Origin of the sequence: Pseudomonas sp. NPDC086112, assembly GCF_044746425.1 — a bacterium.
Lineage (GTDB): Bacteria > Pseudomonadota > Gammaproteobacteria > Pseudomonadales > Pseudomonadaceae > Aquipseudomonas.
Window position 1 is genome coordinate 75,555 of the sequence record NZ_JBIVCD010000025.1, and the last position, 15,899, is coordinate 91,453.

16 protein-coding genes and 1 pseudogene are annotated in these 15,899 nt (G+C 58.3%); 4 read left to right on the top strand and 13 right to left on the bottom strand.

Annotation, left to right across the window (positions count from 1 at the left end; genetic code table 11):
• Positions 1-63 precede the first annotated feature (63 nt).
• The 9 genes from ACIPLA_RS17950 to ACIPLA_RS17990 all read right to left on the bottom strand — a co-directional run bounded on the left by ACIPLA_RS17950 (position 64) and on the right by ACIPLA_RS17990 (position 8,658).
• Positions 64-1,344 (bottom strand): transporter, encoded by a 1,281-nt coding sequence (locus ACIPLA_RS17950; RefSeq protein ID WP_123496759.1) that lies wholly within the window; start codon positions 1,342-1,344, stop codon positions 64-66.
• A gap of 46 nt (positions 1,345-1,390) precedes the next feature.
• Positions 1,391-2,128: a hypothetical protein gene (locus ACIPLA_RS17955; protein WP_401174709.1), complete on the bottom strand. Its 738-nt coding sequence runs from the start codon at positions 2,126-2,128 to the stop codon at positions 1,391-1,393.
• A gap of 32 nt (positions 2,129-2,160) precedes the next feature.
• Positions 2,161-2,841: a C39 family peptidase gene (locus ACIPLA_RS17960; RefSeq protein ID WP_123496755.1), complete on the bottom strand. Its 681-nt coding sequence runs from the start codon at positions 2,839-2,841 to the stop codon at positions 2,161-2,163.
• A gap of 62 nt (positions 2,842-2,903) precedes the next feature.
• Complete coding sequence (locus ACIPLA_RS17965; protein WP_401174712.1) at positions 2,904-4,199, bottom strand: heme utilization protein; 1,296 nt, start codon at positions 4,197-4,199, stop codon at positions 2,904-2,906.
• A gap of 51 nt (positions 4,200-4,250) precedes the next feature.
• The gene (locus tag ACIPLA_RS17970; RefSeq protein WP_401174715.1) at positions 4,251-4,823 is read right to left on the bottom strand and encodes an adhesin; all 573 of its coding nucleotides are present in this window, start codon (positions 4,821-4,823) and stop codon (positions 4,251-4,253) included.
• A gap of 1 nt (position 4,824) precedes the next feature.
• The gene (locus ACIPLA_RS17975; protein ID WP_218394768.1) at positions 4,825-5,265 is read right to left on the bottom strand and encodes a hypothetical protein; all 441 of its coding nucleotides are present in this window, start codon (positions 5,263-5,265) and stop codon (positions 4,825-4,827) included.
• 483 nt (positions 5,266-5,748) lie between these two features.
• Positions 5,749-6,273 (bottom strand): AAA family ATPase, encoded by a 525-nt coding sequence (locus ACIPLA_RS17980; protein ID WP_218394769.1) that lies wholly within the window; start codon positions 6,271-6,273, stop codon positions 5,749-5,751.
• Positions 6,270-6,833, bottom strand: coding sequence for a nicotinamide riboside transporter PnuC (pnuC, locus tag ACIPLA_RS17985; protein WP_008069278.1), 564 nt, complete (start codon positions 6,831-6,833; stop codon positions 6,270-6,272). Before pnuC ends, ACIPLA_RS17980 begins: the two co-directional genes overlap by 4 nt.
• A 190-nt stretch (positions 6,834-7,023) precedes the next feature.
• Positions 7,024-8,658 carry a methyl-accepting chemotaxis protein gene (locus tag ACIPLA_RS17990; protein WP_401174720.1) on the bottom strand — a complete coding sequence of 545 codons (1,635 nt, stop codon included), beginning with the start codon at positions 8,656-8,658 and terminating at the stop codon, positions 7,024-7,026.
• A 293-nt stretch (positions 8,659-8,951) separates the two neighbouring features.
• Here ACIPLA_RS17990 and ACIPLA_RS17995 point away from each other — a divergent pair, with 293 nt between their 5' ends.
• Entirely contained in the window at positions 8,952-9,782 is an 831-nt protein-coding gene (locus ACIPLA_RS17995) for an undecaprenyl-diphosphate phosphatase (protein ID WP_218394771.1), read from the top strand.
• Entirely contained in the window at positions 9,779-10,210 is a 432-nt protein-coding gene (locus ACIPLA_RS18000) for a DUF1294 domain-containing protein (protein WP_401174723.1), read from the top strand. Before ACIPLA_RS17995 ends, ACIPLA_RS18000 begins: the two co-directional genes overlap by 4 nt.
• Before the next feature lie 6 nt (positions 10,211-10,216).
• On the opposite strand, the gene ACIPLA_RS18005 is transcribed toward ACIPLA_RS18000, so the two are convergent.
• Both ACIPLA_RS18005 and ACIPLA_RS18010 read right to left on the bottom strand, forming a co-directional pair.
• Entirely contained in the window at positions 10,217-10,576 is a 360-nt protein-coding gene (locus tag ACIPLA_RS18005; RefSeq protein ID WP_008069285.1) for an MmcQ/YjbR family DNA-binding protein, read from the bottom strand.
• On the bottom strand, positions 10,573-11,481 hold the full coding sequence (locus tag ACIPLA_RS18010) for a LysR substrate-binding domain-containing protein (protein WP_218394774.1): 909 nt from the start codon (positions 11,479-11,481) through the stop codon (positions 10,573-10,575). The genes ACIPLA_RS18005 and ACIPLA_RS18010 overlap by 4 nt, the downstream gene beginning before the upstream one ends.
• Positions 11,482-11,613: 132 nt before the next feature.
• On the opposite strand from ACIPLA_RS18010, the gene ACIPLA_RS18015 reads away from it, so the two are divergent.
• Both ACIPLA_RS18015 and ACIPLA_RS18020 read left to right on the top strand, forming a co-directional pair.
• On the top strand, positions 11,614-12,225 hold the full coding sequence (locus tag ACIPLA_RS18015) for an FMN-dependent NADH-azoreductase (RefSeq protein ID WP_218394775.1): 612 nt from the start codon (positions 11,614-11,616) through the stop codon (positions 12,223-12,225).
• Between the two features lie 169 nt (positions 12,226-12,394).
• Complete coding sequence (locus ACIPLA_RS18020; RefSeq protein WP_401174728.1) at positions 12,395-13,432, top strand: alpha/beta hydrolase family protein; 1,038 nt, start codon at positions 12,395-12,397, stop codon at positions 13,430-13,432.
• Positions 13,433-13,554: 122 nt separating this feature from the next.
• Here the strand turns inward: ACIPLA_RS18020 and ACIPLA_RS18025 are convergent, their stop codons facing one another.
• A complete protein-coding gene (locus ACIPLA_RS18025) occupies positions 13,555-14,742 on the bottom strand; it encodes an MFS transporter (protein WP_401174730.1) in 1,188 nt (395 codons plus the stop codon).
• A gap of 283 nt (positions 14,743-15,025) precedes the next feature.
• Positions 15,026-15,899: pseudogene (locus tag ACIPLA_RS18030) on the bottom strand (ATP-binding cassette domain-containing protein); the annotation flags it as partial.

A 15,899-nucleotide genomic window follows, 5' to 3' on the forward strand; every position in this document is an offset into this window, starting at 1 on the left:
CGCCTGGCGTTCTTCGCGGGCAAGCCTCGCTGCTACATGATCAACAAAAGTGTGTGCGCGGGATTAGAAGTAGTACGGGAATTTCAGGCTGAAGGAAAAGTCCGGCGAGTCGTCGGTCAGGCCGATGGCCAGGTTGGGAACGATCGTCAGGTTATCGGTCGCGGCCAGGGTCATGCCGATGTTGAAGTTGGCCGAGTTGTAATCGCTGTTGGAAATCGATTGCCAGTCACCACCGTCCGGCTTGATCTTGCTCTTGCTGGCAAACTGATCGGTGAACGAGAACGACATACTCATCTTCTCGTTCAAGGCGAATGCAATACCGGCGCCGATCTGCCAGGAATCCCCCAGTTTCACGTCCCCGGGCACCTTGGAGTTGACCTGAGGGCTGATGTCGCTGAAAGAGTCTTCCATGTTGTAGGTGTAGGCCAGGCTGCCGAACAGTACAGCCGGGTCGAAGCTCTTGACCAGTGAGAGACCCGGAGTGATCGACCAGACACCATTGCCGGTAGGCAACTCCTCGGGTACCGAGAGGTTATCGTTGTTCGGGTCATTGACCAGCTTGATGCCGTAAGGGTCTTCACCGGTCGGCGCCTTGACGCGCAGTGTAAAGACCGCGTCGGGCAGATTGGCCGACTCATCCAGAAACTTGTAGGCAACGCCAACGTTGATATCGCCGATGGTCGGATCGCGGGTCACGGTTGCGTCCGACGTCACCGGGCCTGCGCCACCGGCGCCACCGGAGGAATACGTTGATTCGCGATACACCACGGGGACGTTAATGTCGAACTGCCAGCGTTGTGCCACGTTGTAGCGGGCGGTCAGGTCCAGGGTCCAGTTATCCGCCTTGATACGGTCGAGGTTGATGTTGCCAAGGAAAATCGAGTCCAGTGCCAGAAAGCCGTTGAGTACCAATGCACGGGTATCGTAGTGCGTGTACGTCAGACCGGTCTCGAAGCTGAACTTGCCGCCACCGAAGAAGCCGCTGGCTTCGTCATACAGGTTGGAAACGCTTTGCGCAGGCTGCGAATCATCCTTGAGCGATTGGCCGTATGAACTGCCCGTGGTTCCCGGCGCACCGGCAGCCACTGTCTGACCACTGCCGGGCGTTTCTGCGGGGGATTTGGTCAGGCGTTTGGGGGCAGGCGTCGCAGGTGTTTCTTCGACTTGGCGAATGCGCTGCTCGAGTACCATAAGCGCGTTCTGTTGTGCTTCGTAACGCTGTTTCAACTCCATGAGTTCTTGTTTTAGTGCTTCGACCTGGGGGTCCGGTGCTGCGTACAGCAGTGGGACCGGGGCCAGGCTACTCAAACAAACGATAGCTCTGAACGTCAACGATCGGTGCATGGGTTAGCCGTCCCTTCTGACTACATCGGGTGACACTGAGCGTAGATCAGAATCCTTGAGTGCGAAGACCTTTGAGTTGGTCCAGGTTGCCGTTCAGCGACCCGGCTGTCGCGTTGTCACGCAGCACGACATTGAGTGACGTGAGGTTGTTGACCTGGTTACCACCACCGAGCAACGTCGTGTTCTGCATCAATCCGCCCTGGGCCAGGCGTTGTTCGGTGCTGCCCTGGTTGTTGTTGGCCACGATGTTGAGTTGCATACCCGTAGAGGTCGAGGAAACGCTCAACGCGCCCGCGCCATTGGCGCCGACCAACGTCGAGCCTGCGGCCAACGCCTGGCCCTGCTGTTGCGTTGCGGGCGCCTGGCTCGCCTTTGTGACGTTGATCTGAACGTTGTTGTAGGCACTGTTATGGTCGCCGGCAGCACGCACGACTTGAGTGACGCCTTCGGTGCTGTTGAGGCCATTGCCGCCAGTGACGGTGCCGGTGCCTTGCGAAGTCGTTGAGCCATTACCCTTTTCATTGATCATCGACACATAGAACTGTGGCTTGATGGTCGATTGTTGAATTTGCATCGAGGACGTTGCCCCGATCACTTCACCATTGGCATTTTGCCAAGTGCTGGTCATGACAATGCCGAAACTGATGATCCGCCCCGGCATGACATAGCGCCCGCGCAGGGTCGCCAATTCCTGATCCTTCAGCTCAATGGGTTTGAACGTCTGTGCCTGGATCGGGAGGCTGGCGGCCAGGCAAACCACGGCCAGCCAGAGTGGAGTCTTCATGGGATGCTCCCGGAGCGTCGTGCTCCTTGTTATCAGAAGAAGTCGCTTTGAATGAAGCCGAAATCCATCAATTCTGCGTCTCGCACCGGAGTGAAGGCGTTGATGCGGTTCTTGGCGGTCAGTGGCATGGGCGGGTCGAGCAATGCATTGGCTTTGTCGTAGCCTTGGCCGATGACCGCAAAGATGATGCCGTTCCAGCCTTTTACAAAGTCGTCGACTTTGTAGCGTTTATGACCGAGTACCGGATCTCCGATATACACCCAGCCCTTGTGAACTCTTTGCATGACCACAAAATGTTTGTAGCCACGGATATCCAGAAGCACCACAACCGGAATTCTGATGTCGCTCAACGTTTGCGGCGCTACCCGGTAGCCACGTGCCCGCATGCCGATACTTTCCACGTAGCGCTTCATGTCGAGCATGGAGAAGCCCTGGACACGGACAAGATCTTGATCGGAATGTGCCAGCATGCCTTCGATGATCTGTTCTTCATTCACGTCCAGCCAATAGGCTTGGCGCAATATGGTTGCCAGCGCAGCTGCGCCGCAACTGAAGTCGGTTTTCTGTTGCACCAGGTCGGCAAACTTACGCTCGCGAATGCTCTGGATCGGCTTGTACACCACCGCGCCACCCGGCAGGACGGACAGCGGCATTTGTGCAGCCTCGCTCACACTGGCCACGCAGAGCAAAAATGCCAAGGCAATAATGCGCATGGAAGGACGCCTTCTGGTTGTGTTGAAACAGGCCCCCGTAAGGGGGCCTCCAGAGACAGCAATTAGAACGAGTTGTTGGAAATGGCCAACGAGTTGCTTTGTTGGTTGCCCACACCCGCAGCCACGTTGACGCCCAGGTTGCCACTGCCACCATTCACCGAACCGTTCAAGGTTGCGGTGTTGGTCACAGGGTTGGCCCAGCCAGTTGGAGTCAGCACTTGATAGGAATAGGTGTTGCTCAAATCAAAAGAACTGCTCTCGCTGTAACTTTTTGATTTGTCGTACGAAGATTCGGACTCTTTGCTGCCCGATTTTTCGAACGAGGAGGCCGACGAGCTCTCCCACGACTTATCGAACGATCTTTCGAACGAGGAGTCGCTCGATCTTTGACGCGATGCGTCGAAATCTGCATCGATCGATGCGTCAACCGATGCGTCGACAGTCCTGGTGCGGGTGCGATCGCCATTGCCATTGTTCCAGGTAACAGTTCTGGTGGCATTCGCAGACGCATCCAAAGCAGCACTCAAAGAAGCACTACGGCTGGAGCTGCTGTCCGAACTTCTGAAGCCGCTCGCATCGGAGCTTCTGGAACCACTCGCATCAGCGCTCCTGGAACCACTCACATCGAAGCTCGAAGAAGCGCTTTTGTTAACGCTCAAATCGGAAGACTTGTCGCGAGAGGAACTACCGCTGGCCGTTGTGGTAACGGTTATCGTATCCAGGCGAGTTGTCCGATCAGCGTTGTTATTCACTACCAGGCCAGGACCTTGTTGATCGGCAGAGGCGGTGGCTATTGCGTTACCAAGCGGGGCATTGGTATTGGCAATGGCCATGGTGTTCTTCTGTTGGTTAAGGTCGCCGCCAGCAATGTTGATACCCATATTGCCGCTGCCGCCATTCCCCGATCCGTTCATCACGGCAGAGGCTGTACTACCGAAGTTGTTGACTCTGTTGTTGTTGCTGTATTGCGTGACGTCGGCGGTGGCTTCAGCAGTGCCGAACACGAAGCTGTTGTCCTGACTGGAGTTTGAGGCAGCATTGGCGATGGCGGACGCGTTGTCTTGTTGGTTGCCACTACCTGCCGCCACGTTGACGCCGACGTTGCCGCTGGCGCCTGTGGCAGAGCTGCTCATCTCGGCTTCGTTGATAGTCCCTTCATTACGGATGCGGTTGCCGGTACTGCTCTGGTTATCCCACGCATTGGCCGTCGCATAGACAGGGATCTTTGTTGGAGGAGGGGGTTTATGACCATGGTGGTGGTCATTGTCACGCCAATCGTTCTGCCCAGCTTGTACAGCAACAGCCATGACCGCAGCAATTGCGAAAACCAGAGGCTTGAGTGCCATCGAAGGTTTCATGGTGATTCTCCGTACTTATTTTAGGTTAAGTGTTGTGTCTACCTGTTTGGATCAATCCGTGACCCGTACGCTCAGGGTGTTGGCCATTCGGTTTCCCACCCCGGAGCTCTGATTCAACTGGATCACCCCACGGCTACCGGTGAAGGCCTGATCGCTGGTAGCGACCTGGCGATTGCCTGGTGCAGAGTCAGTTGGATCGGAGTTGTGGATCAGCGTCACGTTCTGCTGCATGAGGACGCTGTCGTCGATACTTTGCGGTTGTGTACTGATACTTATCCGCAGGGCATTGGCTTGCTGGTTGCTGGCGCCTGCGCTCTGGTTGACGCCCAGTACACCGTTGCCGTGGCTGAAGGAGTCGCCTTGAATGCTGGATCGAGCATCGATCCTGGGGTCGACTTGCGTACGCAGTCGTTGGCGAATCTGTGTGGTGGCGCTGGCGTTGTTGCCAATGGCGATGGCCCGGGCGTTGGCCTGTTGTTGCTGATCGCCCGCAGCCTGGTTGACCGAGAGGTTGCCTTGGTGCTGCATGCCCGAACCGTCGATTTCGGCGTTATTGATGACGGGAGGCTGGGCAAAGGTCGATGCACTGCAAAACAGGGCCATCATCAGCAGCGTACGATTCATCTCAACGGTCTCCCGTTACAACTCTCAGAGCACCCAGACCTTGCTGGACATTTGAATTGACCATGTTGGCGATACCGTTGCCCGAGTTTCCCGAACGTCCAGCGGGGAGGTTGGAAAGCTGGGTCTGGTTGGTGAGATTGCCGCCCAGGTTGTTGTGGGTGCCTTGAGTGACCAGGCGGGAGATACCGGCACCACTGGCGACGTTGGCGAAGTCGCCGTCGCTCAACTCGTTCGTTTGCCTGAGGACTTGTCTGGACGGGTTGGCATTGGCGGTCGTGGGGCTAGGGTCGGGAATCACCGGTGCACGCGTTGCCATGCGCGGTTGGACATCACGTTTGATAATAATGATGCCGTTGTCAGCCTGTACGGGCAGGCTGACACTTGAACCCAGTGCACATCCGATCAGTAAGAGGCTAAAGATGCTGTTATCAAATGTCCCCACGGCGGCAATTCCTTCTTTGTTGTGGGCTGGTCCTGGTCAGCGTTGTGAAGGAGTGAGCGAAAGCTGTGCCGGTTTTTGATTATTGTTTTGATTCAGAGGGTTATCGATCAACGCTAGTGGATCGATGAAAGGGTGTTTCAGGTCTGAGACAACCGCCGGGACGGCAATATTGATAAGAGATCGCAATAGCACTGGATCCAAGCTTTATGCGGGATGTATCAGCGTTCTAACACATCGCATGACAGGACGATGACCAGCGTTGAAATGGGTTGTTCGAGAGGGGACGGTGTTTCAGAAGCGGACGTATTTGCAAAAATACTGCAACAAATGCTGGGGTATTTGGCCAGTGTCCTTCAGTTCCGCACAATCCAATGTGGGAGCGGGCTTGCCCGCGAAAGCGGTGTGTCAGGCGACATCAATATTAACTGTGCCGGCGTCTTCGCGAGCAAGCCCGCTCCCACAGGGATTTGGGTGTTGGCCGGCTCAGCGCCCGAGCAGCAGCGTGACGGCTTGCAATGCCTGAAGCCGGCGTTCGGCCCAATCGCCCTGAAGCACTTGAACAGTTTGTCGATGCTGCTCCAGCCATGCTTGAGTCGCGTTGAAAAAAGCCCGGCGTTCCTCCAGCTCGGGCTGACACCGTTGACCGTCATCGGTCCAATCGACTTGTTCGGGCGACAGCAGCAAGTGCAAGTCATAGTGTCGAGCCAGCAGTGCTTGCTCGAGCCAGGCCGGGCAATCGCCAAACAGGGTTTCGCTCCAGAGCATATTGCTCAACAAGTGAGTATCGAGAATCAGCAATGGCGGCCCCAGGGCGCGAGCTTCGTCTTCCCATTGCAGCTGACCGCGAGCGATTTCTGGAATATCGGCCGGGCAGGTGTCTCGCGCCTCCTGCTCAATGAACCAGCGCACGTATTCGCCCACCAGAGCGCCGCCGAATTGCTGTTGCAGTTCGGCGGCCAGCCAGCTCTTGCCACTGGATTCAGGCCCTGTCAGTACCAGAACTTTCATGTGCGCAACGCCGGATCGGTGCGCCATGTCCGCCAGCCATGCACCGCCAGCAGTGCGAATACCCCATAGAGGCCGGCGGTCAGGTACAGCGCTTTGTAGATGAACAGGCCAACAAAAATGATGTCCAGCGCGATCCACAGCGGCCAGCATTGCAGACGTTTTTGCGCCATCCATAACTGCGCCACCAGGCTGAAACCGGTCAGTGCCGCATCGAGCCAGGGCTGCGCGGCATCGGTCCAGTGGGCCATCGCGGCGCCCAGCAGCAAACTGCCGACTGCGCCGACGGCCAGTCCGAGCGCAACGGATTTGCCATCGAGCAGGCTGACATGCCGCTTGCCATGGGTCGCGGTCCCCTGGGTCCACTGCCACCAGCCGTAGATCTGCAAACCGGCGTAGATCACTTGCAGCAGCATGTCCGAATACAGCTTCACTTCGAAAAAAATCCAGCTATACAGCAGCACCATGACCAGACCGATCGGCCAGCACCAGGGGTTCTGTTTGACCGTCAACCAGACGGCAATCACGCCGAGGGCGGCAGCAAACAGTTCAAGCCCGGACATGGAGGTTCCTTGGTGTCGTAAAAATGAGGGGGCTAATTGTACCCGGATTGTGGGGAATGGGGGCTTGCCCCCTGTAGGAGCGAGGCTTGCCCGCGAAGAACGATGACGCGCAGTACCTGAAAAACCGCGGTGCGTTCTTCGCGGGCAAGCCTCGCTCCTACAGGGGGACAATGCCGGGTTCAGGGAAGAGTTACACCCGAAACTGCTTCAGCAACCCGTTCAACTGCTCACTCAATTGCTTGAGATGAACGCTGGCCACGCTCGACTGCTCGGCCGCCAGTGCCGTGCTGTGGGACAAGCCTGCGGCCTGGGTCACGTTCTGGTTGATGTCTTCCACCACGTGGGCCTGTTGCAAAGTCGCGCTGGCAATCGAAGCATTCAACCCATTGAGATTGCGCAAGGCCTGGCCGATGGCATTCAGGCTGGCGCCGGCCAGGCCGGCCTGCTCGATGGTCAGTTGCGAGGCACGGCTGCTGTCGCCAATCACCTTGACCGCCGCTTCCGAATGGCTTTGCAGGCGTTCGATCATCGACTGGATTTCCGCCGTCGACTTTTGAGTACGCTGGGCCAACAGGCGCACTTCATCGGCGACCACCGCAAACCCGCGACCTTGCTCGCCGGCTCGGGCGGCTTCGATGGCTGCGTTGAGGGCCAGCAAGTTGGTTTGCTCGGCGATGGAGCGGATCACTTCCAGAACGCTGCCGATTTGAGTGCTTTCGGCGGCCAGCGTACGAATCACTTCAACGGCTTGATCGATGGTCGACGACAGCTTGTCGATCTGCTGCAGGCTGCCGTCGATATTGACCTGGCCCTGTTGCGCTTGAGACTCGGCATTGCGCATTTCACTGGCCGCGTGTTCGGCGTTTTTGGCCACATCCTGCACGCCGTAGGTCACTTCGTTGATCGCGGTCGCCACCAGTTCCATTTGTTGGGATTGCTGTTGGCTGCGCTGCTGGGCTTGCGCGGCATCATTGCCCAGTTCATTGGAAGATTGGCCCAGCGCACCAGCGGACACTTGCAGCTGACTGATCACCAGGCGCAGTTTCGCGGTGAAGGCGTTGAAGTGCCGGGCCAGTTGCGTGACTTCGTCCTGACCGTGGGTATCGAGGCTGCGGGTCAGGTCGCTTTCACCGCTGGCAATGTTGGCCATGGCGTTCACGGTTTCCTGGAGCGGGCGCACGATGCTGCGGGCAATCATGATCACCAGCAGGGCCATGATCAGCGCAATCACCAGACCCACAAAAGAGGCCTTCCAGACTTGGGCATGAAATTCGGCCTGCATGTCATCGATGTACACACCCGAACCGATCACCCAACCCCAGGGCTCGAACAGTTTCACGTAGGAGGTTTTTTCCACCGGCGCGCTGGCGCCCGGTTTCGGCCAGCGGTAATCGACCATGCCGGCACCCTTGGCCTTGGCGATGGCGACCATCTCGTTGAACAGCGCGAAACCGTCGGGGTCGCGGATCGTCGAGAGATTCTGACCTTCAAGTTTCGGATTGGTCGGGTGCATGACCATGACGGGCGTCAGGTCGTTGATCCAGAAATAATCGTTCTGGTCGTAGCGCAAACCGCGCACGGCGGTCAGTGCCTGTTTTTGCGCGGCATCGCGGGTGAGGGTGCCGGCAGTTTCCAGGCCGTGATAGTAGGTGAGGATCCCGCTGGCGGTCTGCACCACGTGCTGGGTCTTTTGGGCCTTGGCCTGATAGAGGTCGTCGTGAATCTGCTTGAGCATCAACACGCCCAACGTCAATAGCATCACCACGGCCACGATCAAGATGAGCCACAAGCGTCGGCTGATCGACACACTGCGCAAGCTGTTCATAACGCGGTTACTCCGGTTTCTTGTTCTTGTAATAAACGATCGCCAGCATCCAATCACACTTTGCCGATCGGGCCTATCCGACTCAGGTCCTATTACGCGGCAGCGTAAACGAGGCTTGTCTGATAGGATTTCGGCCCCGCGCGGGAAAACCTGAGCCCAAGTCTTTTTTTCACGCAATTTTTACCGTTTTGCGTGGATCTTGTGCGCGCGGGGATTCAGCTAAGGTTGATCGCAGGTAACGCTTATAAATTATTAACGGAGCATGCCTGGGGGCATTGTTTCTTGGGGGATTGATGGATCTTTGGACGGCCTTTCAGGCATTGATTTTAGGCGTGGTAGAAGGGCTGACGGAGTTCTTGCCCATTTCCAGTACCGGGCACCAGATTATTGTGGCGGACTTGCTCAATTTCGGCGGCGAGCGGGCCATGGCCTTCAATATCATCATTCAGCTCGGCGCGATCCTGGCGGTGGTCTGGCAGTTTCGCCGCAAGATCTTCGACGTGGTCATTGGCTTGCCGACGCAGCCCAGCGCTCGGCGTTTTACCGCGAACCTGTTGATCGCTTTCCTGCCGGCGGTGGTGTTGGGGGTGATTTTCGCCGACTTGATTCACGAGTACCTGTTTAACCCGATTACCGTGGCTACCGCATTGGTCGTGGGCGGGGTCGTGATGTTGTGGGCCGAACGTCGCCAGCATGAAGTGCATGCTGAAAGCGTCGATGACATTACCTGGAAAGACGCTCTCAAAGTCGGCTTCGCCCAGTGTCTGGCGATGATTCCGGGGACTTCGCGTTCCGGCTCGACGATCATTGGCGGTTTGCTGTTCGGGTTGTCGCGCAAAACGGCCACCGAATTCTCGTTCTTCCTCGCCATGCCAACCATGGTCGGGGCGGCGGTGTACTCGGGCTACAAATACCGCAGCCTGTTCGTGCCGGCTGATTTTCCGGTATTTGCCATTGGCTTCATCACCGCCTTCATCTTTGCGATGATCGCCGTTCGGGCCCTGCTGATCTTCATTGCCAGCCACAGCTATGCGACATTCGCCTGGTATCGCATTGTGTTCGGTCTGGTGATCCTGGCCACCTGGCAATTCGGTTGGGTCGACTGGACCGCGGTCAAGCCATGAGCGATTCCAGTGCGCGCAACAATATCCCCGGGCGCAAGTCCGGGGGCGCCATGCAGAACCTGCGGCTGAAACTGCTGGTGTTCGTTGTGCTGTGCGCAGTGCCGTTGTTTGGCTCGGTGTCGATGTGGCTGCGCGGGGTGTCGGTGATTCCCCTGGCGGCCTACGGCATCGTCAGCGTGCTGGCGTTTTTCCTGTACTGGAGCGACAAGCACAAGGCCCGCGCCGATAGCTGGCGCACGCCGGAGAACGTCTTGCACGCGGTGGAGCTGGCGGGTGGTTGGCCGGGCGCTTTGCTGGCCCAGCAAGCGTTTCGGCACAAGACCCGCAAAGTCTCGTTTCAGTTGGTGTTCTGGCTCATCGTACTGATGCATCAAGTGTTCTGGATCGATCAGCTGTTTCTGGGCGCTAACCTGTTTGCGTTGTTTTAAAGCACTTTAAAGCAGCAAGCCGACCTGCGTGCGCTTGGGCAACTTGCTCACCACCAGTTGGTGGGAACGTTGCAGCAAGCCTTGCAGCTCTTCGGTGCCCAGGGGGTAGGGCGTTTCCATGATGACCCACTGGGCCCGGGCCAGATACGGTGCCGGGTGAATGCCCGGCCGGTCGCAATGGCCCAGGAACAGGTCCTTGTCGACCTTGAACGCCAGGGACTGTCCCCGCAGGTTCTGCAAGGCAAACATCTTGTTCCCGGCAATCGAAAACACCCGCACGCCACCCCACTTGTAATCCTCCCGCGCGCCGGGCAACGCCAGGCAGTATTGCGCGACATCCTCTTCGCTCATTCGTCCCGCTTTCATAACAGTCTGTCCCCGCAAACATTGAATGATTCGATCAAATGATCGATCCAGGCGCGCACCGCCGGCATCACCCCGCGTCGATGAGGGTAGACGGCTTGCAACCAGCCGCCCGGCAATGACCAGTCGGGCAATAGTTGCACCAGCGAACCGTTTTCCAGCTCTTGCTCGCAATACATCATGGGCAGCATGGTAAAGCCCTGGCCGTTGAGGGTGCAGGCTTTGCGCACGATGAAATCTTCGCAGCCCAAACGCGCCTCAAGGCTCAGGTCGTAGTTTTTGCCCTGTTGATCAAGCATGCGGATGTGCACCATGCGATCGGCCTCCAGAGCGCCGAGCACGGGCAGATTTTTCAGGTCTTCGGGATGATTGATTTCATGGCCGAGCAAAAATGCCGGGCTGGCAACCATCAGCATCTGGGCCTGACGCAGGCGACGGGTCACCAGCAATGGATCTTCATCACCCAGATCCCGCACTCTCAAGGCAACGTCGACGCCCTCGTTGATCAGGTCAACCCGACGATTGAGCAGCATGACTTCCAGTTGAACCTGGGGGAATTTCTCCAGAAAGTTACTGATCACCCCAGGCAGCATTTGATGGGCCAACCCTACGGGGCAGGACACTCGCAAGCGCCCCCGGGGTTCGCTGGACATGCTGGCCACCGCTTCGTCGGCCATTTCGGCCTCCAGCAGCATCGCCTGACAATGGCGCAAGTAGCGCTCGCCCACGGCGGTGAGGTTGAGTTGGCGGGTTGTGCGTTGCAGCAGGCGCGCGCCGAGGCGTTCTTCCAGCTCAGCAATGCGTCGCGACAATCGCGACTTGGGAATCCCAAGCAAACGCCCGGCTGCAGCAAAGCCACCGGCTTCGACCACTTTGGCGAAATAGTAGAGGTCGTTGAGGTCTTGCATCGATTTAATACTCGACTGTTCTATCAGTGGGACGAACTATCGCATTGTTACCGACTAATCAGCCATTGCTTTCGTCGGTAGGATTGTCTCCATCAGATCGCCCGGTGGCGATCCTCACCTTGGAGATCCCACATGAAATTACTGCATATCGATTCGAGCATTCTGGGTGACAACTCGGCTTCCCGTCAGCTGAGCGGCGAAGTCGTCAAAACCTGGCAAGCTGCCGAGCCTGGCGTTGTGGTGACTTACCGCGACCTGGCCGCCGATGCCATCAGCCATTTCTCGGCCAACACCCTGGTTGCCGCCGGCACTGCCGCAGAGCTGCGCAACGCCGCGCAACAGCACGAAGCCGAGCTGAGCGCGCAGGCCCTGGCCGAATTCATCGCCGCCGATGCCGTCGTGATTGCCGCGCCGATGTACAACTTCACTATTCCGACCCAACTCAAGGCCTGGATCGACCGCATCGCCGTGGCCGGTCAGACTTTCCGCTACACCGAAGCCGGCCCTGAAGGCCTGTGCGGCGGCAAGAAAGTCGTGATCGTTTCCACTTCCGGTGGTCTGCATGTCGGTCAGGCAACCGGTGTTGCGCACGAAGATTATCTGAAAGTGCTGTTCGGCTTCCTCGGTATCACCGACATCGAGTTCGTCCGCGCCCATGGCCTGGCCTATGGTGATGAAGTGCGCACCAAAGCCATGAGTGACGCTCAGGCGCACATCAGCGAGCAACTGTTCGTCGCTGCGTAAGGCTTGCGTAAAGTCGTAAACAGCCTCGGGCAATACCCCTGAAACTCTGTATTCTGGTCATCGTGATGGCCAGGTACGGAGTTTTTTGTTTCTGGCGTTATCGATTTATGGCCCAGGTTATGCAGTCGAGGGCTGACATCTGTGGTCAGGTAACAAGGTGGGGCATCCGATGGTGCGTCTTTGTGCAACGCTACTGATTTGCCTGCTCGGCAGTCTGAGTTTGGTGCATGCCGCGTCTGCGCCGCATCTTCACTGGAGCGTCGGTTTCCATGAGATGACCTTCCTCGATCCACTGGATTTGCAGCCGATGCGCGCCATCGCGTTTTACCCGTCCAGTGAAAAGGAACATTCCAGCACGCTCGAGGGCTATACGGTCGAAGCGGGTGAAGACACCAAAGTCGCCATCGGACGTTTCCCGATGCTGATGTTGTCCCACGGCAACACCGGAACCCCGCTGGCCCTGCACGACCTCGCCACCTCATTGGCGCGCAAGGGCTTTGTGGTGGTGGCGGTGATCCATCCCGGCGACAACTCCAAAGACCACAGCCGCCTCGGCACCTTGAGCAACCTTTATGGTCGGCCGATCCAGATTTCCGAAGCCATTACCGCGACCCTCAGCGACCGGATGCTCGCGCCTTTCGTCAATGCCGAGCAGGTCGGGGTGATTGGCTATTCGGCGGGCGGTGAGACTGCACTGATTCTGTCCGGCGCCACCCCGGATCTGGATCGTCTGCGCCGTTATTGCCAGGAGCGCCCGGATGATCACGATGCCTGCAACACGCAAGGCGAACTGATCGTCGACCGCGATGATTTGCAGCCAGTGGCGGACCCGCGCGTGCATGCCTTGCTGCTGATGGCACCGCTGAGCCTGAAGTTCGGCCGCCATACCTTGGCCGATGTGCATGTGCCGGTGCTGCTTTACAGCGGTGATGGCGACAAACTGGTGGCGTTCGACAAAAACGCCGCAGCGCTTGCGCGCAAACTGCCAACCGCACCGGACTTCAAATTGCTGGCCGGGGCAGGGCACTTCGTATTCCTGGCGCCGTGCAACGAAGAACAGATCGCCGCCATGCCGGCGCTGTGTACCGATGCCGACGGCGTCGACCGCAAGGACATTCACCGCAACATGATTTCCGAAGCCGGACGGTTCTTCGCCCATGCCCTGGGCAAACCTACCCGCGCCGGGATGCAGACCGCCGATCAATAATTTCCCCCGGAACCCTTGTGGGAGCGGGCTTGCTCGCGAAGAGGGCGTGTCAGTCGAGATAGATGTGTCTGACCCACCGCATTCGCGAGCAAGCCCGCTCCCACAGGGGATATGCGGCAGGCTTAGACCATCGCTCGGCGTTTCAGCAGCAGGGTCAAACCAAGTCCGGTTATCGACAACATCGCCGCACTAAAGAAAATCCACGAATACCCCAGGTTCAACGCCACCGCGCCCATCAGCGGTCCGGCAATCGCCAGCGCCAGATCGAAAAACACCGCGTAGGCACTCAAACCCGCTCCGCGACTGGAATTGGGCACTTGCTTGATCGCTTCCACCCCCAGCGCCGGATACACCAGCGACAGACCGAACCCGGTCAGCCCAGCGCCGATCAAGGCATAACTCGTCGAGGGCGCCAGCCACAGCAGGACCAGCCCCACGGTTTCAATGGTCATGCAGGCGATGGCGGAGGTGAAGCCGCCGAAGCGGCTGATGCTGGAGATAAACAACAACCGCGCCAGAATGAAACAGACCCCGAATACCGTCAGGCAATAAGCCGCGCCGGTCCAGCCAAGGTTGACGTAATACAGGGTAATAAAGGTAGTGAGCGTGCCGTATCCGATGGACGCCAGGCTCAGGCTCGCGCCGAAGGGGGCAATGCGCCCGAACACCGCCCAGAACGGCAGGCGCTCGCCGCGAATCACCGGCACCGACGGTTTGTTGCGGATCAACAGCAGCGCCAGCAGGGCCAGTAACGACAGCGCGATCCCGAGGCTGGCGAACCCCAGTTCAGCGACCATCAGCACCCCCAGCGGCGCGCCGATAGCGATGGCACCATAGGAGGCGATACCGTTCCAGGAAATCGAACGCGCCGTGTGCTCGGCACCGACCTGGCCCATGCACCAACTGATCGTGCCGACCCCGATCAATCCCTGGGCGATGCCCAGCAACAAGCGGCCAGCGATCAGAATGATCAGGCTCAACAACGGCACACTTTGCAGCAGGGTCGACAGCCATGTCAGCACGCCGCTCGACGCAATCCCCGACAAGCCGTAAACAATCGCCCGCTTGGTGCCGATGCTGTCCGACAGACGTCCGGCCATGGGCCGGCTGAGCAGGGTGGCCAGGTACTGAGAACCAATGGTCAGCCCCGCCACGATGGCGCTGAACCCCAACTGTTCATGGACATACCCGGGCAACACCGCAATCGGCAGGCCGATGCAGAGGAAGGCAATAAAGGTATAGAAAACGATGGAGACGATCTGCCGGGTGATCGCCATGGAGCTTTGGGGGGGCAGTTGCTGCACAGACATGAGAGCTCTTTCGCGGGCGGCGGTAGGAGAACGGCATCATGGCGTGGGCGGGGAATAAAAGGAAGCAGGCTAACTATATTGGCCTTTGAATTTACAGCGTTATCGAGGGCCTCTTCGCGGGCAAGCCTCGCTCCTACAGGTTATGCGCAGGAGGCCTCTTCGCAGACCGTGTAGGAGCGAGGCTTGCCCGCGAAGGTGTCAGCACCAAAGCAAGCCTTGGCCACGAAAATGCAAAAAGCCCCGTCACCAGGACAGGGCTTTTCAATTGAAGCTTGCAGCCGTCTTACATCAAAACACCCTGACTACGCAGGTAGTCGTCATAGGTGCCGCTGAAGTCGATCACGCCATCGGCGCTCAACTCGATGATGCGAGTGGCCAGGGACGATACGAACTCACGGTCGTGGCTGACGAAGATCAGCGTGCCCGGGTAGTTCTCCAGCGCCAGGTTCAGCGCCTCGATGGATTCCATGTCCAAGTGGTTGGTCGGTTCGTCCATCACCAGCACGTTCGGCTTTTGCAGGATCAGCTTGCCGAACAGCATGCGACCTTGCTCACCACCGGAGATGACCTTGACCGACTTGAGGATCTCGTCGTTGGAGAACAGCATCCGGCCGAGGGTGCCGCGAACCAGTTGTTCGCCGCCCTGGGTCCATTGACCCATCCAGTCGAACAGGTTGCAGTCATCTTCGAAGTCATGCGCGTGGTCCTGGGCGTAGTAGCCCAATTCCGCGGCGTCGGTCCACTTCACGGTACCGGCATCCGGGGTCAATTCGTTGACCAGGGTGCGCAGCAGGGTGGTTTTACCGATACCGTTCGGGCCGATGATCGCCACGCGCTCGCCGGCTTCAACCTGGAAGCTGAAGTCCTTGAACAGCGGCTTGCCGTCGAAGCCTTTGGCCATGCGCTCGACGATGACCGCCTGACGGTGCAGCTTCTTGGTTTGTTCGAAACGGATGAACGGGCTCACACGGCTCGAAGGCTTGACTTCGGCCAGTTGGATCTTGTCGATCGCCTTGGCGCGGGAGGTCGCTTGCTTGGCTTTCGAGGCGTTGGCCGAGAAGCGGCTGACGAACGATTGCAGCTCGGAAATCTGCGCCTTCTTATTGGCGTTGTCCGACAGCAATTGCTCGAGCTACGGGGTCGCCACTGTCATGTAC